10 protein-coding genes are annotated in these 20,427 nt (G+C 54.6%); 8 read left to right on the forward strand and 2 right to left on the reverse strand.

Annotated features, from left to right (window positions below):
* The first annotated feature begins 132 nt into the window (after positions 1–132).
* Entirely contained in the window at positions 133–1,995 is a 1,863-nt protein-coding gene (locus GSQ80_RS14750) for a PQQ-binding-like beta-propeller repeat protein (protein ID WP_158788325.1), read from the forward strand.
* 49 nt (positions 1,996–2,044) lie between these two features.
* Here the strand turns inward: GSQ80_RS14750 and GSQ80_RS14755 are convergent, their stop codons facing one another.
* Positions 2,045–3,547, reverse strand: coding sequence for a glycoside hydrolase family 125 protein (locus tag GSQ80_RS14755; RefSeq protein ID WP_254059654.1), 1,503 nt, complete (start codon positions 3,545–3,547; stop codon positions 2,045–2,047).
* Positions 3,548–3,803: 256 nt separating this feature from the next.
* Here GSQ80_RS14755 and GSQ80_RS14760 point away from each other — a divergent pair, with 256 nt between their 5' ends.
* The 7 genes from GSQ80_RS14760 to GSQ80_RS14790 all read left to right on the forward strand — a co-directional run bounded on the left by GSQ80_RS14760 (position 3,804) and on the right by GSQ80_RS14790 (position 18,391).
* Complete coding sequence (locus GSQ80_RS14760) at positions 3,804–4,814, forward strand: ROK family protein (protein ID WP_158788326.1); 1,011 nt, start codon at positions 3,804–3,806, stop codon at positions 4,812–4,814.
* Positions 4,804–6,189 carry a sugar porter family MFS transporter gene (locus tag GSQ80_RS14765; protein ID WP_158788327.1) on the forward strand — a complete coding sequence of 462 codons (1,386 nt, stop codon included), beginning with the start codon at positions 4,804–4,806 and terminating at the stop codon, positions 6,187–6,189. The genes GSQ80_RS14760 and GSQ80_RS14765 overlap by 11 nt, the downstream gene beginning before the upstream one ends.
* A gap of 83 nt (positions 6,190–6,272) precedes the next feature.
* Positions 6,273–7,418, forward strand: a complete 1,146-nt coding sequence (locus GSQ80_RS14770; protein ID WP_158788328.1) for a glycoside hydrolase family 76 protein — start codon at positions 6,273–6,275, stop codon at positions 7,416–7,418.
* Positions 7,419–7,676: 258 nt separating this feature from the next.
* Positions 7,677–11,228, forward strand: a complete 3,552-nt coding sequence (locus GSQ80_RS14775) for a glycoside hydrolase family 38 C-terminal domain-containing protein (RefSeq protein WP_158788329.1) — start codon at positions 7,677–7,679, stop codon at positions 11,226–11,228.
* Between the two features lie 144 nt (positions 11,229–11,372).
* Positions 11,373–14,297: a glycoside hydrolase family 2 protein gene (locus GSQ80_RS14780; RefSeq protein WP_158788330.1), complete on the forward strand. Its 2,925-nt coding sequence runs from the start codon at positions 11,373–11,375 to the stop codon at positions 14,295–14,297.
* Between the two features lie 135 nt (positions 14,298–14,432).
* On the forward strand, positions 14,433–16,571 hold the full coding sequence (locus GSQ80_RS14785; RefSeq protein ID WP_158788331.1) for a GH92 family glycosyl hydrolase: 2,139 nt from the start codon (positions 14,433–14,435) through the stop codon (positions 16,569–16,571).
* Between the two features lie 38 nt (positions 16,572–16,609).
* The gene (locus GSQ80_RS14790) at positions 16,610–18,391 is read left to right on the forward strand and encodes a hypothetical protein (RefSeq protein ID WP_158788332.1); all 1,782 of its coding nucleotides are present in this window, start codon (positions 16,610–16,612) and stop codon (positions 18,389–18,391) included.
* Between the two features lie 203 nt (positions 18,392–18,594).
* Here GSQ80_RS14790 and GSQ80_RS14795 read toward each other — a convergent pair whose 3' ends face one another.
* On the reverse strand, positions 18,595–20,232 hold the full coding sequence (locus GSQ80_RS14795) for a glycoside hydrolase family 28 protein (protein WP_158788333.1): 1,638 nt from the start codon (positions 20,230–20,232) through the stop codon (positions 18,595–18,597).
* Positions 20,233–20,427: the final 195 nt, after the last annotated feature.

Raw genomic sequence — 20,427 nt, forward strand, 5'->3', positions numbered from 1 at the left:
AGCGTTGTCATTTTAGGTTACCCTATCCACGGAGAGAAGCTGCCCTAAACGGTCAAACAGGAACATCGACGTGAAAGAGAAGATCGAACCAGTTCGCAGTCAAACGTTGCATGAAGGCAAGAGATCTAAGCGATGGAAGAGCCTGTGAAATCAACTTTACGTGTTTTATTTCTTTGCGCCTGTCAAATTACAGTGCCTTGCATCTCCTCCCTCGCGCAAGTCGATGTTTTGACGCAGCACAATGACAATTTCAGGACGGGCGTGAACTCCCTGGAGACAACGCTGACTCCTGCCGACGTAAATAGAACCCAGTTTGGGATGCTGTTCAAGCGCGTTGTAGACGATCAGCTATACACTCAACCGCTGGTGGTAACTGGGGTTGTCGTGGGTGGCGGAACTCGCGATCTCGTGTATGTGACAACGGTCAACAATAGCGTCTACGCTTTCGATGCGAACGACGCCGAAGCCTCGCTGCCCGTATGGCATGTGAACTTTGGGATGCCGGCCGATTTGCACAGCACGGATTTCGGGTGCCTAGACATCAACGGGAAGATGGGGATCATCGGTACGCCGGTGATCGACAAAGCTCACGGAGTCCTTTATGTAGTGGCGTTGACTCGGGCGGGCGCCCCGGCCGGGCCGCTGACCGGTTTCACGCAACGGTTACACGCGTTGGACCTGGCTACAGGTGCAGATCTTCCCGAGAGCCCAGTGATGATCAAGGCCGCAGGCTTCAATGCGTTGATGCAGAACCAGCGGCCGGCGCTCATGTTAGCCAATGGCATGGTGTACGTCGGATATGCGTCTCATTGCGACAAGGACCCATATCACGGATTTTTAATCGCATATGATGCAACGACGTTGGCTCGAGTGAGCGTGTTGAATACTTCACCGACGGGCTCCGAGGCCAGCATATGGCAATCCGGTCAAGGTCCAGCCGCAGATACTGACGGGAACGTATATGTGGTGACCGGCAATGGAAGCTGGGATGGTGTGAGAAACTTCAGCGAAAGTTTCATGAAACTTACGCCGCATTTGAAACTGCTCGACTGGTTTACACCGACAAACCATTTCGCCTTGGACAAGCGAGACGATGACCTCGATTCATCTGGGGCGACATTGATCCCCGGAACGCACCTGGTCGTGGGCGGAGGCAAACAAGGAGTACTTTATACGCTGGATACGCGCAATTTAGGACACTTGGGCGACGAGCATGCCGTCCAGCACTTCCAGGCGACAGCTTCTCATTTACACAGCCTCGTTTTTTGGCACAGTGCAAAAAACGGTGACCTTCTGTACGTGTGGGGACAAAAGGACAAGGCGAAGGTATACAAATTCCAAGAAAACAGATTCGGCGAGACACCGCTCATGATGAGGGACATACCAAACGAAGGACATCCAGGCGCGATGTTGTCGCTTTCTGCGAATGGTGACAAGGATGGCATCCTGTGGGCAGCGATTCACGCAACCGGTGACTCGTGGCATGAATCGCGCCCAGGAGTGCTGCACGCCTATGATGCAGACGATATTCGCCACGAGCTCTGGAACTCGCTGCAAAATCCATCGAGGGATGATTGCGGCGAATACTCGAAGATGGCACCACCTACGATCGTGAATGGAAGAGTTTATCTAGCGAGTTTTGGTTCGGAGAATGTGGGGTCAGGTCAGTTCTGCGTCTATGGATTGTTGCCAAGCAAGAGTGGAGTCAAACTGCCGCCGGCCACCGGTGTAAAAGCATCCGTTCTAAATGATCAACTCACGCTCATCTGGAATCCCGTTCCGGGGGCACGCATATATCGTGTAGTGCGAACAAGTACTCTGGAGCCCGAAAGCGTGGCGGCGATGGGACTAACTAGCCCTCAGTTCGCGGAGCCAGCGCCTGAACGGGGAGAGACTACCTCCTACAGGGTCATTGCGGTCGGGTCAGATGGGAGCCTCTCTGTTTCCGAGTCTGTAACTGTAACCTCTCCGAAGCGGAAATCGATGGAGCATTAAGGCGTCGCTTCTACGGATTATTCAAATCGTAGTTGCAGTGCGAACAGTATTAACTTAGAAGAGCAGGATCATGCTTGGCGGTTCTTGCGATCAGCTCTCCGAACAAAGTATTTGCCCAGGCGAACCACGCTCTCGTAAAGAGTGCTGAATTATTCTTATTGTATGACTCATGCACGAACCCGGTGGCGACGGCGCAGTTCGTCAACAGCTGAATCATATTCTTGATCTCAACGTCGGTTTCGCTCGTGAGTGCATAGATGATTTGCGACATTGGCCAGATACTGTCACGGCCGACGTGCGGCCCACCGACACCTTCTCCCGCGCTACCGCTGAAGAACCACGGGTTTTGCTTGCTCCAGACGAAGGCCCGGGTGCGACCATAAAGCGCAGCGTCCGGTGAACTGTTGAGATAAGGCAGGCTCAGCAGACTGGGCGCGTTGGCATCGTCCATGAGGATCGTTCCGCCGTACCCATCGATCTCGTAGGCCCATATCGTACCTGCTGACGCCGGCACGATCGCGTGTTGCCGTAGTGCGACCTCCACTTCATTCGCGAGATCAAACGCCTCGGTTGCCATCTTCGTATCTTGGAGAATAGCGTTTGACATGGTTGCGAGCTGCCGTAGAGACGTAACCGCAAAGAGATTGGCTGGTACCAGAAATGGCAAAATGCAAGCATCGTCGGAGGGTCGAAAAGCTGAAGCGATCAGTCCGATTGGCCTCAGTGGATTTCCTATCCCGTTAACGAGTGAGTCTGTGGGGTTCAGCGCCGGCCGTTGAAAGCGGTAAGGGCTCTTACCATCCTTGCGTTGCTCTACCCGCATCGTCTTGAGAATGGTCTGCATGGCGAGCTTCCATGATGAGTCGAAAGGCGCTGTGTCGCCTGTCACTTTCCAATAGCCATGAGCGAGCCGTATGGGATAGCACAAAGAGTCCAACTCGTACTTTCGTTCTCCAACACCCTGTTTCATCACTGTCTCATCCTCGCGGCTTCCGATCAGGGGTGGTGCATTCAAATCCGCCATGAAGCAATTTGCATAAGAATCAATCAGCAAACACCGGACCTGGCGACGGATGACGCCTTCAAGAAGCTCACGTAGAGATCGATCTTTCAAAGCGAAAGGGAGATACGGCCAAACTTGGGCGGAGGAGTCGCGAAGCCACATCGCGGCAATGTCGCCCGTCACCACCGCGGTGTCCGGTTTCCCTTCGAAAGTACCGGGCTGCACGGTGGTGTCGAGAGTATTGGGGAAGCAATTTGCAAACAGCTCGGACACCGTCGAATTGGGGATGAGTCGACAGATAGATTGGATATAGACTTCAATCACTTCACTATGGAACTTGCGATCGCCCGGAAGCGGTCGCTTCGAGCCCATCGTGACCTTCTCCTGCGAATACAGCGGAATAGGCAAGAGCGACAACGCACCAGCGCTCGTTATGAATTTGCCAAGTTGCGATACAAAAACCCTTCTCGTCAAATCCATTGTTTTAAACTTACCTGTCTTTCCATTGAACAATGCTGCAAAATCCTTGCCATGAGCACGATCACTCACCTGGGGCGTGTTCGGTTGGCGCGGCGGGGTCGCCGTGCAGTTTATGCAAGAGGAAGCAGGCAGATGACTTCATGGCCGAAAACATTTCATGGAAATATTCAACTTGAGGAATCCTCTGAGGCTGATGTTTGACTTTTTGCAACGAGATAATATACGTTTCGAGGCAGCAGAGACAACGTTGTCAATAAGATCAGAAAACATGCCGCCTCGTCAAAGTTGAAGAAGCCAGCGAATCCTAGGTCGTAAGGAGTCTCCGTTGACCAATAAGTACTCCATAGGAGTTGATCTCGGTGGAACTAACCTACGTGTTGCTGCCTACGTCGGCGGAGATGGCTTCCTCGAAACCATTAGCCTGCCAACCAGACTCTCGGCCGGCCGCGATCAAGTTGTCCGCGATATGTGTGAGGCGGTGACCGCACTCATGCGGCGCGACTACGGCGATCGGAAACTCGCGGGAGTTACTGTTGGATCTCCAGGCCCGTTGGAGTTGCCCTTGGGTATTCTACGAAACCCGCCCAATCTTCCGGGATGGGACGGGTTCAACCTGAAGGAAGCGATCACAAGTACCCTTGGCCGCGAGATCATACTGGAGAACGATGCTAATCTGGCGGCACTTGCTGAACAACAACTCGGGGCCGGAAACAGCCACCGCATCTCTGATCTTTGTGTAATCACTCTCGGTACAGGTGTGGGAAATGGGCTGATTCTGGGTGGAAAGATATGGGACGGCACCAACGGCATGGCAGGGGAAGCGGGTCACATGGTCGTTCGGGATACCGAGGATTTGCTTTGTGCATGTGGCGGAAGCGGATGCCTGGAGCAGTATGCATCGGCAACTGGCGTAATGCGGATGGCGCATGAGCGTCTCGGAGAAGCCGCTCCCTCAAGTGCTCACGATCTGGCTCTATTGGCTCGTTCAGGGAATGAACAAGCACGCGGCATTTTCGATACCGTTGGTGAAGCCTTGGCGATCGCTCTCACAGCTCTGGTCAATACGTTAAACCTTCCCCTCTATTTGCTAGGAGGAGGTGTATGCGAGGCTTGGGATCTGTTTTCGCCCGAAATGTTCCAGCAGCTCAGAAGAAGAAGCTACGTGTACCGATTGACACGGCCGCTGGTGCTCGATCCAGTGCGCCTTGAAGCCCAGAAGACTTACATTCTCAAGGCTCAGCTGGGTTCGGCAGCGGGACTTCTGGGGGCCTGTGCTCTCGGCTTGAAGTATCAGCTCTCCAGCGCTAACCCAGTGGAGGAGAAGTTTGGCGATTAATAGGTATGTTCTTCGTGGAACATTCGTCGGGGCGCTGGGAGGTCTCCTATTTGGTTTCGATACGGCGGTCATTTCCGGTACCACCGGACAGATTTCGAACGCTTACAGCCTTCACACCATCCATTTGTCGTTTCCTCTACTCCACCAATCCGTCCGTCTCTCGCAACTCGGCATCACCGTCTCGATTGCCCTCGTCGGCACAGTAATCGGAGCCCTTACCGCAGGCACGCTCGGCCAACGCTGTGGCTCACGGGAGATGCTTCGACTGACAGCGGTCCTCTATTTCCTTTCGTCTATCGCCTGCGCCTTCGCACCTAGCTGGATATTTCTTCTCGCGGCACGCTTTATCGGGGGCCTCGGAATCGGAGGGTCGTCCGTTCTCGCTCCTGTCTACATTGCCGAACTCGCTCCGCCTCGTCTGCGCGGCCGTCTTGTCGGGACTTTCCAGATCAACATTGTCGTTGGCATCCTGCTTGCCTATCTATCCAATTACCTCATCAGCCTGATGAACCTCGGCGTCGGAGAGTGGCGCTTCGAGCTTGGCGTCGCAGCCATTCCCGCCATCATCTTCTTCGCCTTGCTCTTCACCATTCCCCGCAGTGCCCGTTGGCTCACTACACAAGAGCGCTTCGATGAAGCGCTCAAAGTCCTAATTCTCCTGGGTACGCCCAACTCCGCAGCCGAACTCGCCGACATCCGCGAGTCCCTCCATGTGGAGCTCGACCAGAAGAAAGCCTCCCTTTTCGAGCGCATGAACGGACGATTTCGCTACGGCAAACCTATCTTCCTCGCAATTGCAATCGGAGCGTTCAACCAACTGAGCGGCATTAACGCTATCCTCTATTACCTCGGCGACATCTTCACCGCCGCCGGCTTTAGCCGAGTTTCGGGTAACGTGCAGTCGGTAGCAATCGGCGCCATGAACCTCGCGGCTACGCTCGTCGGCATGGCGCTCATCGACCGGTTCGGGCGTAAGACGCTTTTACTCATAGGCTCAATCGGAACCGCGGTCTGCCTCGCTTCTGTCGCTGTTATTTTTGCCACCAACCGGCACAAAGATCTGCTCGTCTGGGCTCTGATTATTTACATCGCGTTCTTCGCCGTCTCTCAGGGCACAGTCGTCTGGGTGTACCTCAGCGAGATCTTTCCTACCCGTGTTCGGGGTAAAGGCCAAAGCCTGGGTTCCGGGACACATTGGATCATGAACGCGATCCTCTCGCTGATTTTCCCCATCATCGCAGCGCGTTCCGGCGCATACCCGTTTTGGCTATTTGCTTCCATGATGCTGCTGCAATTTGTCATTGTGCTCCTGTTCTTTCCTGAGACGAAGCGGGTTTCGTTGGAAGAACTCCAGCACATGCTCAAGATCGAGTGAGATGAATGCAATCAAATTGCGTGGCTTTCCGATAAGCAAGCGCCAAGTGATGCAAACCAGTCTGTAACAAAGGAAACGAGCTTATGTTCCCACCAACCAGAATTCTTTCTCTCTTGTTCGTCCTGGGACTTTTGCAAGGGTGCGCTACTTCCCGTACCAGGAATCGCCAAAGTGCGCCTGACCTCAGTGCGCCCGCCGCTGCGTACCTGCAGGAATCAACAGATGCCGTTCGAACCCTGCAGACGTGGTACACACCGGAGACTGGTTTGTATCGGACCACGGGATGGTGGAATTCGGCGAACGCGATTACCGCATTGGTGGATTACGCGCAGTTGAGCAAGTCGAAGCAATACAATCCAACCTTCGCGAACACTTTTACTGCCGCGCAAAAGACCAACCCGGGCTTTCTGAACAAGTTCTACGACGATGAAGGCTGGTGGGCTTTGACTTGGATCGATGCTTATGATCTCACTCGAGACAGAGAGTATCTTTCTATGGCTGAATCGATCTTTGCCGATATGTCCGCGAGTTGGGATGATACGTGCGGCGGTGGAATCTGGTGGAGCAAGGACAAGAATTACAAGAACGCCATTGCCAATGAACTGTTCCTTTCCGTGGCGGCGCACTTGGCAAACCGCACTTCGGGATCTGTGCGGCGACGTTACATAGATTGGGGAAATAAGGAATGGAAATGGTTCCATGCCTCAGGCATGATCAACGGCAGGGGCCTGATCAACGATGGGTTGGATAGAGGGCCGGCACAAGGCACAGTTCATGCCTGCACGAACAATGGCCGTACCACCTGGACGTACAACCAAGGCGTTGTGTTGGGCGGCCTTGCTGAGTTGTCCGCGGCAAATCACGATCCCGCGCTACCCGCGGCCGCTGAGCAAATCGCTACGGCCGCGATTACTCAGCTCGTCGATAAGAATGGCATCCTGCACGATCCCTGTGAGCCGAAATGCGGTGACGACGGGGTACAGTTCAAAGGGATCTTCGTCCGTAACTTGGCCCTTCTGGATAGAAGACAGCCTGATAGGACCTATGAGATCTTCATCAAAAAGAATGCGGATACGCTGTGGAGAGATGCTCAAGGGCCTGACTTTCAACTGGCTGAACGCTGGTCGGGACCCTTCGAATCCGGCAATGCAGCAAGCCAGACCTCCGGGATCGATGCGCTGGTGGGTGCAGCTTCGCTTCCGACCAGAGACAAGACTAAGGGCTTATAGCGAGTCTCAAGGACACTTGCGTAAACTACTGCTTCCAACAGCTCGAGTTCTAACGGTGTCTATAGTAGACAGTTTGACAACGATGTCAGGAATAAACAAGAATCTCTTCGAACCTTCACGAAAGGACGCATTGGTACCTTGCTCAGACTCCTCGCCGCAAAAGCTTCGTCCGCTGCAGCCAGTTCACGGATCGTCCCGTTGCCTCATTATCTTGGGGCGACCGTTCTCTTTTCGATAGATGCACTTTGGGAGAATCCGATGAGAACACTGCAATCGGCATCAATTACGCTCTTGATCCTTGCCTTCGCATCTACCGGAGTGGTACAGGCGCAGACTAACGAAAAGCCGGACCTGAGCAAGCAGCCCACTCTGTACGTCGTCGGCTACGCCCATCTGGATACGGAGTGGCGGTGGGAGTATCCACAGGTCATTGATGAATATCTGCGGAAGACCATGCAGGACAACTTCAGCCTCTTCGAGAAGTACCCACACTACATCTTCAATTTCAGTGGGGCTAACCGCTATCGCCTGATGAAGGAATATTTCCCGGCCGACTTTGCAAGACTGCGAAAGTATGTAGCCGAGGGACGGTGGTTTCCGGCTGGCTCTTCCATGGAAGAGGGCGATGTGAATACGCCCAGCGGCGAAGCGATCATTCGGCAGATACTTTACGGAAATGACTGGTTCCGCAGCCAGTTCGGCAAGGCCAGTGCTGAGTACATGTTGCCAGACTGTTTTGGTTTTCCGTCTTCATTACCCAGCATTCTGGCGCACTCTGGCGTGAAGGGGTTTTCCACGCAAAAGCTCGTGTGGGGTTCGTCCGCGGACGGGGGAGGTTTGGAGTCGCTGGAGCAAACTCCTGAAGGCACACCGTTCAACGTGGGCGTGTGGGTTGGCCCCGACGGAGCGAGTGTGCTGGCAGCACTTAACCCCGGGAGCTATAACGGAAATATCGACACCGATCTGAGCACACCCCTGCCGGCTGTCCCCGCCAATCCATTGCTTGTGGAACTGGATAAAAAAATCGCTGACCTACGCGCGAAACTACAGCGGACGAAGCTGCAAGAGCAGCCGGTCGGTAGAAACGACGCACAGGAACTTAACAGCCTGCGCAGGGAGCGAGATGGGCTTGCAAAGGCGCAGGCGGAAAGTGACCTCCAGGCATATCAAGGCGATTGGGCCGCGCGCGTTGAACGCAACGGCAAGATCAGCGGGCTTTTTACTGACTACCATTATTACGGCATAGGCGATACGGGCGGCGCTCCCAGGGAAGACTCGGTGAAGAGGCTCGAGGCTATCATCACGAAAAGTAACGTAGAGCTACCGATTCGGAACGGCCCAACTGGACTGACCACGCCCGAATTACACGAGGTCAAAGTTGGCGATGGACCGGTGCATGTCATTTCAGCGACCGCCGATCAGATGTTTCTCAATATCACTCCGTCGGAAGCATCGAACCTTCCGCGCTACACGGGCGAAATGGAGTTGACGAATCACTCGGCGGGCTCTCTAACCTCTCAGGCTTACCAGAAGAGGTGGATTCGCCACCAGGAGCTGCTGGCCGATGACGCCGAGAAGTCATCGATTGCTGCGGAATGGCTAGGTGCTCGTACCTATCCGCTGCAGAGGCTGAATGGTGCGTGGACGCTCGCGATGGGCGCGCATTTTCACGACCTTGCCGCTGGGACTGCGACCCCAAGGTCGTATGAGTTTGCATGGAATGATGATGTGATCGCGCTCAATCAGTTTGCGGACGTGCTCAACAATGCTGTTGAAGGCGTTGCCGCGGCACTCGACACAGAAACTAAAGGAATCCCGCTGATCATCTTCAACCCGCTAAATATCCCTCGCGAAGATGTCGTGGAAGCCACCGTCGACTTCCCGAATGGGATTCCCAAACTGGTGCGCGTGACTGGCCCCGATGGGAAGGAGGTTCCAGCGCAGATTTCCGGTGGCAAGGTCATTTTCGTGGCCAGTGTGTCCTCGGTCGGATATGCCGTTTACGATGTTCAACCCGAATACAGCGGGGCTGTTCCTTCATCCTCTCTGAGGGTATCGAAGGAGGGATTGGAGAACGCGTACTATCGTGTTCGACTTAATCAAGATGGAGATGTTGCAAGCATCTTCGACAAGCAGAGCTCCAGAGAACTGTTGTCGGCGCCCGCCCGCCTAGCGATCTCCTATGACAATCCCGCGCAGTGGCCGGCGTGGAATATGGACTGGGAACAGGAGCAAGCAGCACCCAGGGAATACGTCTCGGGGCCGTCGCAGATTCGGATCATCGAAGATGGGCCGGCGCGCGTGGCTCTGCAAGTGACACGGAACACCGCGGGCTCCCGCTTTGTGCAGACAATTAGCCTATCCGCGGGCGATGGAGGAAAGCGCGTAGAGTTCGGAAACGTAATCGATTGGAAGACGCGAGAGTCAAATCTCAAGGCGACGTTCCCTTTGACTGCAAATAATGTGATGGCAACGTACAACTGGGATATCGGCACCATCGAGCGCCCGACAGCCGAGCCCAAAAAGTTCGAAGTGCCGTCCCATCAATGGATCGACCTCACCGATATGAGCGGCGCGTATGGGGCGACTGTGCTGACAGACAGCAAGAACGGATCCGACAAACCAAACGATCACACACTTCGCCTGACGCTGCTTCGTACGCCCGGAGTTACGGGCGGCTATCCGGATCAGGCAACCCAGGATATCGGACATCACGAGTTTGTCTATGGATTTGCGGGGCACCCCGCTGACTGGAGGACCTCGCAGACTGACTGGCAGGGGCAGCGGCTCAACGCCCCGCTCATTGCATTCGCTACGTCGAAACATGAAGGCTTTCTGGGTCGCGGCTTTTCTCTCTTGAAAGTCAACAATCCGAGAATCCGGGTTCTGGCTGTGAAGAAGGCCGAACTCAGCGACGAAGTCATTGTGCGCATGGTTGAACTTGATGGAAAGCCACAGTCTGATGTGAAGCTTTCATTTGCCTCGCCTATTGCAAGCGCGCGTGAAGTGAATGGACAGGAACAGCCCTTAGGACCAGCGACTGTGGTTGATGGCGCACTTGTCACCTCCTTTGGGGGGTACCAACCCCGTAGTTTCGCGTTACATTTGATTGGCCCACCCGCCGGCGTCGACCGAGTGAAGTCCGCCCCTGTGGCGCTCACCTATACGCTTGCAACTTCGAGCAATGACGGAGACCGCACAAGCGTTGGTTTCGATGGAATGGGCGACGCCCTGCCCGCAGAAATGCTGCCTTCGGAAATCATCTTCAACGATGTCCGTTTCCAATTGGCTTCGGCGCAGGCAGGCGTTCCCGATGCGGTTGTGGCGAAGGGCCAGACGATCCATCTTCCATCCGGTCGCTACAATCGCGTGTATCTGCTCGCAGCGTCGGCCAACGGCGACCAGAAGGCAACATTTGAGACGGGTGGCAACAAGGTCGAGCTGAACATTCAGGATTGGGGTGGCTTTATTGGTCAGTGGGATAACCGGCAGTGGAGTTCCGGCGATCCTGCGCATGGCAAGTATGGCGAGATGACCGGGTTGACGCCGGGCTTCATCAAGCGCGCGAACCTGGCCTGGTATGCCAGTCACCACCATGATGCTGCTGGAAAGAACGTTGACTATGCCTATTCCTACCTGTTCGGATACGTGATCGATCTTCCACCTGACGCAAAGACCATCACACTCCCGACCAACAAGAACATCCGCATATTAGCTATTTCGGTGGCTGATGAGAATCCGGAAGTGAAACCAGCGCAACCGCTTTACGACGAGCTTCCAAGCGAAGCGTCACGGCGTGTGCCGAATTGATTAGCCAGCTAGATAGCGTCTCGTCAGGCTTCGGCTTTGCCCTTTTGAGAAGATTCTCCATGCTAGCCCTCAAACTCTTTGTGTAAAAAATTCGGATGTCGTAATTATTTCTTACCAAGGACTATGGTTGTTCGGAGGTTTCTGATGCGCCAGACGGCTCGCTTTGCAGGCTTGTTTTTACTTCTTCTAACTTCAGTTGCAAGAGCTGCGAAGACTGAAATTCAGTATCTATCTGGTCAAGGAAAGGATGACCCGGTCAAGTGGGAGTTCAAGACCGACAATGGCCAGAACGCCAACAAGTGGTCCACCATCGGTGTGCCATCCAACTGGGAACTACAAGGCTTTGGCATCTACACCTACGGCCGAGTGACTCCGCCAGGCGGCTTCCCCCGCGTTCACGGCGTCTACCGGCGAACCTTTACTACACCCGCGAGCTGGCATGACAAGGCTGTCTTCCTTCACTTTGAGGGCGTCATGACCGATACCCAGATCACAATAAATGGTCAATCCGCTGGTCCCATGCACCAAGGCGGCTACTACGCCTTCAAGTACGACGTTACGGCACTCCTCAAACCCTCCGGTCAGAAAAACGAGATTCAAGTGGACGTTGATGATGAATCCGCGAACGCTTCAGTCAACCATGCAGAGCGCCGCGGCGATTTCTGGAACTATGGGGGGATCTTCCGGCCAGTTTATCTCGAAGCTGTCCCTAAAACATTTATTGATCGCCTGGCTATTAACGCAACCGCGGCCGGCTCCCTCGGTGTCGATGTCGCACTCTCTGATACCCGAACAGCAGCCCGCGGCCGCACTACTGGGTCTGTGGAGATGCAAGTGCTCGATCGAAACGGGAGGCCCGTTGGCGCTCCGATTGCCGCGAAGGACGTCGCGCTTAATGCCACGGTTCATCTCTCCGAAACGCTCCCCAATCCGCGTCTATGGACCGCCGAAACACCGAACCTCTACGAACTCGAAGTGCGACTGAAGGTCGGCAATACCCTCGTGCACACCGTGCGTCAGAACTTCGGATTCCGCACCATTGAACTACGGCCGGGACAAGGCTTGTTCGTCAATGGGAGTCGTGTATTCCTCAAGGGCTTCGCCCGTCACTCATTCTGGCCTGACTCCGGACGAACTCTGTCGGAACAGATCTCTAGAGATGATGTCAATCTGATCAAGGAAATGAATGGCAACGCCGTTCGTTCCAGCCACTACCCACCGGACCGCCACTTCCTCGACGCCTGCGATGAGCTTGGCCTCTACGTGCTTGATGAGCTCACCGGCTGGCAGGCGCATTATGATACCGACATCGGCGAGAAGCTTGTGAAGGAGCTGGTGGAGCATGATGTGAACCATCCTTCGATTCTTTTCTGGGACAACGGCAACGAAGGCGGGTTCAACTTTGATCTGGACGGCGACTTCGCGAAGTACGATCCACAGAAACGTGTTGTCCTGCATCCGTGGGCGGCATATCCGCCAGGGGTCGCCGATACCAAGCACTATCCGAGTTATGAGCTGTTACAGCAGAAACTGGCTGCCGATCCTGTCTTCTTCCCTACCGAGATGTTGCATGGCCTCTATGACGGTGGCGCCGGTGCGGGAATGGAAGACTACTGGGCCGCCATTCTAAAGAGCAAAGCCGGTGCGGGCGGATTCATCTGGGCGTTTTTGGACGAAGATGTAAAACGGACCGACAAGGGCGGCATTCTAGACTCTCAAGGCAACATGGCCCCCGATGGCATTGTCGGCCCATACCGCGAGCGGGAAGCAAGCTTCTACACCGTCAAGCAGCTTTGGTCTCCGATCATTGTCACGCCGGTCGACGCCACAACGCATTCCTTCACCGTTACAAATCGCTATTCCTTCCTCGACGCCGACCAATGCACCTACGAGTGGCAGACGATCGCATTTCCCCAACCCGGAGAAAGCGCATCGGGGTCAGTCGTGCTGGCGTCTCGGATCGACCATGGCCGATCCCTCGCGCCGGGGGCTTCGGCGACCTGGGACGCCTGGGGACCACCGGCTGCTACCGATCACGACGCGAATAAGACGGCCGACGCCACACGACTCATCATCAAGGACGCCTGGGGCCGCGTCATCCAGACTTATGTATGGCCAACTCACGATCTTGGGCAACAATTGACCCGGTTACAACAGGCTGGCGGAAGCGCAATGCCCGACGGCAGCGATGCGGGCGACATACTTACCGAGACTGTCGGTGATCTGTCGCTGCAAATCAGCAAGACCACCGGCCTTCTGATTTCAGCCTCTCGTCAAGGCAAGACCTTCTCGCTCGCCAATGGTCCTCGTGTTGTGGCGATGGGTCCCAGGCCGGCTGCTCCGCGCAAGCAAAAACCCTCTGACCCGCCGCTGCCTCCACCGCCGCCCCCTTCTATTGCAGGGAGTTCCAAACTTACCTCTTTAACGCATGAAATCGATGGTCACGATTTGGTCTTCAACGCTACTTTCGAAGGTCCGATGAAATCGGTCACCTACCGTCTCAAGCCCAGTGGCTGGCTCTCGATCGATTATGTCTACTCCATCACCGGTCCCCAGGAATATTTCGGCATCGGGTTCGACTATCCCGAAGCTGACGTCAAAGGCATGCGATTCCTCGGCCAGGGGCCAGCGCCCGTCTATCAGAATCGCGTAGCAGGCGGGACTCTCGACGTCTGGAACAGGTCTTATAACAATACCGTTGACGGAGATCCGGACGACCTCAAGCCCGGAGAGCACTTCGATTACCCGCTGTTCAAGGGCTTCTATTCCGATGTTCGCTGGTTGCAACTCGATACCTCTGAAGGCCCGATCACAGCGATGGTGAGCCAAATTCAAGAATCTCCAATCTACGTACAGCTCTTCACTCCGAAGACGCCTCCCGCGAACCTGGCAGGGCAAACCGTTGTGCCGTTCCCGAATGCTGGGATCTCATTTCTCAATGCCATTCCGGCCGTCGGCAGCAAGTTTGGGAGCCCTATATCCACCGGTCCGATGGGGCAGCCTGCGATTGCTAAAGGGGAGTACCGAGGCCGAATCAGCCTGTATTTCGGGAAATTGCCAGCGCGGTAAGGCCGCATCTTGGCTATCGCCCAACGAGGACCGGCCTGCTCGGGCGGAAGGAGCGTAGTTGCCCATTGAGCCCAAGCCGTACGATCCACGAGAAAATGACAACGATGTCTTGAAGCCTACAGGAGATGTTAACTGATGACGAAGGGACTTGCCGCTTTACTCGTTCTGCTGACTCCGACTTCCCTGTGCCTACAAGCCCAGAAGCGGCCGGTGGACTATGTGAACACATTTCTGGGTACCGCGCCTCTAACCAACCCTGCAGACATCGGATTCACACCGCCGTGGCGGGTATGGGCCGGACTCGTCTTCCCCGGTGCATCGGTGCCCAACGCCATGGTGCAGCTGAGCCCCGTCACGAGGTTCGGTAGCGGAGCCGGATACGAGTACGAGAATCGCCAAATATATGCCTTTGCCCACACCAATAAAGGTCATTGGAATCTTTGCAATATTCCCTTGCTTCCCGTGAGCGGCGATGTAAATCCTGACGACTTCGCTTCAAACTTCAGTCACAAGCAGGAATCGGCGCATCCGGGCTATTACCAGGTCTATCTGGAGCGCTACGGTATCAACGCAGAGTTGACCTCAACTTTAAGAACTGGATACCACCGTTATACGTATACCGACAACAGCCGGCCAAAGAAGCTGATCGTGAACCTCGCCGTCTCCAACGAGCGTATCCGTGACTGGAAGTTTGAGCAGGACGGAGATAACGCCTTCAAGGGATACCAGATAGCGAGCGAGAAGGTGTTTTTCTATGCGCTGTCCAACTACAAGATTGCCGGCATTGAGAGGTTGAAGGGCGCGAAGGCGGAGCTGCCGGTCGTCGACTTTGCCGACGGTGTGAGGCCGGTTGAGATCAAAATCGGTCTGTCCTTTGTTAGTACAGCGAACGCGAAAGAGAATCTTGAGAGGGAGCTTGGGAACAAGAGCTTCGAGACGGTAAAGGCGAATGCCTCCGCGGCGTGGGAGGCTCTGTTGTCGAAGATTCAGGTATCGGGCGGTACACAACGACAGAAGGAACTCTTCTACTCCTGCCTGTATCGGTCGTTCCTTTGGCCGGCGCTGCGAAGCGATGTGAATGGCGACTACACCGACGTGAAAGGAGGAGTGGTTAAGGGAGCCTTTGAGTACTACACTCTACCCTCTCTCTGGGATGACTATCGAAACAAGCTGGTTCTGCTGGGCATGATCTCTCCCGACGTTACCGTGGATGTGATTCGGTCGCTGATTGACCGAGGTGAAAAGACTGGCTTCATCCCGACGTTCTTCCATGGGGACCACGCCTCGGCGTTCATCGCGGGCTCATATTTGCGCGGGCTGAGAGGGTACGACATCAAGAGCGCATATAACCTGTTGCTGCGCAATGCCACTCTGGAAGGCGGCACACGGCCGTATATAAGCGAGTATATGGATAAGGGGTACATCTCCGATCCGGATATTCCAGACCCTGTGGTTGAGACGAAGGGAAAGGCCGGTGTTACGAAGACGCTGGAGTACGCCTATGACGACTATTCCGTGGCACTGTTGGCGAAGGAGTTGGGAGATCAAACCAACTATGACATGTTCATGAAGCGGTCAAAGAACTATAAAAACATGTTCGATCCATCGACAGAACTGATGCGCGGCCGTTTAGACAACGGTGACTGGGTAAAGAACTTCAATCCGGAGTACCCCTACTACGAGTACATGTACCGTGAGGCCAATGCTTGGCAATCGTCCTTCTTTGCGCCCCATGACACCGAAGGGCTCATTGGCCTCTACAAGAGTAAGGCCGACTTCGAGCAGCACCTAGACTCGCTCTTCACGATTTCGTGGAACCCCAACTATATTGCCGAGAACATCAACTCTTTCATCGGGCAATACTGCCAGGGAAACCAGCCTGATCACGGCTTTGCCTATCTGTACTACTTCGTCGGGAAGCAGGCAAAGTCTCAGGCGATCTTGAACAAGATCATGAGCCGCTTCTATGGAATGGGCGACGATGGGTTGGCTCTGTCTGGAATGGACGACGCGGGGGAGATGTCGTCTTGGTACGTGTTCAATGCAATCGGCCTTTACCCATACTCTCCTGCGGATCCGAAGTACATCGTCTCGGTGCCACTGTTTCAGAGGACAACGTTCAGGTTGAATGAAGGCAAAACACTGACCATCCTGAAGAAGAACTCAGGCGAACGGATCACCAACATCACGTATGGTGGCCAAGAGATCGAGGGCTACTTCGTCAATCACAGTGACATAGAAGCAGGTAAGGAATTGGTGATCACGACGAACTAGTGGGGAATCACGTTAAGCCCCCGTTTCCAGGAGAGAGCATGAACCAGCGTCTGATAGCGGCATTTTGCATTTCAATCCTTGTTACAGGCAGCGCATTTGCGAGCGGCAACAACTACAAAAACTTCGATGTGGCGAGCTACGCGACGGTTCGCGATGTTGTGCTGATGAATGATCCTGGATATCTGGAGAGCCGTTGGGCTGCAATGTCGAAGTATGTGAAGTACGACAAGATCTATCTTGAGACAAGCAGAGATATGATCATCGCCGATCAGAAGAGCCTGGACGCAGGCAAGAAGTTTTTTCTTAGCAAAGGGCTAAAGGTATCGGGCGGCATCACTTGGACGGTAGACGAACGCAGTGGTGTGACGTTCTGCTATTCCGATCCCAGGCAATTGCAAAAGGCGATCGAAATCATTCAGTTCACGGCGAAGAACTTTGACGAGATTCTTTTTGATGATTGGGGATTTACCAACTGCAAGACCGATGACGCCATCGCCGCAAAGGGCAATCAAAGCTGGAGCCAATATCGGCTGGCACTTATGGACAAGGTTGGGCGAGAATTAGTTGCCGCAGCGAAGGCGGTCAATCCACGGGTCAAAGTCATCATCAAGTATCCGCAGTGGTACGACCATTACCAAGAGACAGGCTTCAATCTGGAGACGCAACCGAAGTACTTCGATGGAATTTATACGGGCACGGAGACGCGCGATCCAGTCAATAATCCAATGCAGATTCAGCAATACCATGGATATTCGATCGCGCGGTACCTAAGCAACCTGAACCATAACGACCGTGGCGGGTGGGTCGATGCCGGTGACAGCGAAATCCCCAATCGTTATGCCGAGCAGCTCTGGATTACACTCTTCGCCAAGCTACCCGAGATTACGCTTTGGCCCATCGGTACGCAGTACGAGCCTTCCATGCAGTCCGATGGGACGATGGCCCCAGACTCAAAGCTAGGTCGCATCGCAGGTCCGATCTTTGAGCAGGTAGACCAGTTTATCGGCAAACTGGGTAACCCTGTGGGGGTGAAGAGTTATAAGCCATTTCATTCTTCGGGGGAAGATTATCTACAGAGCTATCTCGGCATGATCGGCATTCCTATGGACATCGTCCCTGAATTCCCGACTGACGCGCAGACCGTACTGCTGACTGAACAGGCGAGCTTCGACCCCGCGATCATCTCCAAAATCAAGCATCAGCTAAGCGATGGGAAGACGGTGGTCATCACCTCGGGTTTGCTCAAAGCGTTACAGGGCAAGGGCATTGAGGACATTGCAGATCTGAAGTACACAGGCAGCACAGTGTCAACTCATGAGTTCATGTCAGAGCGCAGGTTTGTTGGGGTGAAGTCAGACTCTGAGATTTTGCTTCCGCAAATTACATTCTTCACCAACGATGCGAGCGCGGATATCATAGCGTACACGTCAGCATCGAAGACCTCAGGTGATCCCCTGTTGCTGAAGACGCGGTACTCGAAGGGAGTGCTGTATGTCCTGACGATCCCTAACGCGCAGGGCGACCTGCTGTGCTATCCACAACCCGTGTTGAGCGAAATCCGCGAAGTTCTCGCAAAGGATATGTTCGTGCGGCTCGATACTTCAAGCCAGGTTGGGCTGTACGTTTACGACAACGATACGTTCATCGTGGAATCATTCCGGCAGGAGTCAACGCGGGCGGTCGTGGTTAGCGATAAACATTTCACCAAGTTGCATGACCTGCAGAGCGGACAATATTTGACGGGAACTGAGCGAAACGCAGCGATGGCATTCGAAATTCCACTGAGTCCTGGCTCTTACAGGGTCTTCGCAGCGGAGTGATAGGATGCGTAATCAATCCAGAGGATTGGGAGTTGAGAGATACATGGAAGTGAATCGGCCCCAGCCGGCGGATCTCTGTTTTAACGAGAACCGTTGTTTGCGCGCATGCTATTTCGTAATCTCCACCTCGGAGCCTCGGAATCGAGGTGCCAGTTGAGAAGAGCAGGATGACAAATCCGTCCTTGGATCAACGCGTGCAAGCCTTAGATTATCTGATCAGTCGCGGTGGCGAGCGTCGTGTCTTTTGTTGCACGCGACCAGAAGATGCGCAGATCGGTAACGTTGTGAAGCGCGAAGTTCGGCTGCGACGGTGCGGTGATGGCGAAGAAATCCGCGCGTTGGACGTCTTCAAGCCAGAATGCTGGGCGAGGATCGGCAACGGCGGGTGCAATTTCAATATGCGACATTTCGAGGTTTTTCAAATGTCGAATAAAGAACCCTTGGCAGGGCGTAGGGCCGAAGCTCGACAACTCCGGGTAACCTTGCTCCTGCTCGGGTACCTGGATCGCGCGCCAGTCAGGCATAGGTCTCGGTCGTTGAGGATTACTCACTGTGGGTAAGCCACGATGGCCGAAGAAGCAATTGGTCAGCTTTACATCTTCAATCAGGTTGGACGGCACACCCGAGAATATTGAAGATGTGCCAGAGTTTGAGTTCGAGCTGACTATGTCTGAAATCACTACTCGACGCAACGTCCCGGGACGCATAGTGTCGCTCGGGCCCCGGTTGCGGCGATTGAGACGCAGAAACAGCGGTGCATCAAAAATGTCGCGCATGGTGTTGCCGGTGATGGCGATATCTTCGAGAAAAGCGCCGTCAGAAGTCTCAAGGGCGATGCCCTTGGAACCTTCAATCACATTGCCGCTGATGGTGATATTGCGAAAGCCGCCGTTCGATTCTGTTCCGCATTTGATGCGCCCCTGGCGAGGGTGGCCCTCCTCCGCGAACTTCTTCCAGGTACCATTGATTACCGACCCAAGTTCATAGGTGCCGGTCACGAAGTTATTGGATATGGTGACATTATCCGTCGACCGAACGAAGCCCAACGCATAGCTTGACTTGGGGCAGATACCATCGTCCCATGGCGAGTTCACCGTGCAGTTAGAAACGCGTACGTTGCGGCAGCAGTCGATATCCATCCCATCACGATCTGTGTCGATGACGAGATTATCGATGGTAATGTTGTCGACGCCGGTGGCAAGAATCCCAAAGTGGCCCCCCTTCAAAATGGAGAAGTCGCGCAATAGGGCATTCCTGCAGTTCTTGAGGGCGATGGCTTTGTTGCCGACGCCGGGCTGCTCCGCAGTGAAGTTGGTGTAGTCGCCACGGTGTCCACCTTGCCCATAAGAAAGTCCTTTGCCGTGAATCAATCCCGGGCCGGTGATGGCGAAGTCTCTGATGCCCTCACCGTAGAAGAGGGAGTTGGGCCAGTGATTGTGGCCGTAATCCTGATATTCCTCCCATGGCTGCGCTGGCCCGGCGGGGTCGTAGACCCCGCCGTTGTAGCCGGTAGCTTCGCCGGGTCTAGGCGAGTCGGCGGCCAGGATCGTGCAGCCGGGGGATAGAAAGAGGTCGACGTTCGAGCGCAGACGAATAGTGAAACAGAGGTAGGTTCCGGCCGGAAATAGCAATGTGCCGCCGCCGGCGGCAGCCACGGCCTCGATCGCTCTGTTGATTGCGGGCGTGTCTACCGTCTTCCCGTCGCCCGTCGCGCCGTAGCGCCGCACATTGTAGAGAGCCTCGGTCGCAGATGGCTCCGGCGTCTGCGCCAGGGCTATATGACCCGCTGCGGCAGATGCTAGGGCGAGAGGCGAGAGTTTGAGAAGATCACGTCGGAACATCAAGTTACCTCGATTTATAAAATGAACTACAAATGCAAGTCCTGTCCGGTTTCGTAAGGTAGACGAGAATCAGGGGTGCGGTCAGTTTCTTCGCAATAATGACAACGATGTCAATTCGCACGTCAAAATCTACAGTGAATTGGTGGAGACAGTCAATTCAGGGAGGATCTCGGTGGAGAGTCCGCCTTGTCACCC

The sequence above is a fragment of the Granulicella sp. L46 genome, from assembly GCF_009765785.1.
Lineage (GTDB): Bacteria > Acidobacteriota > Terriglobia > Terriglobales > Acidobacteriaceae > Granulicella.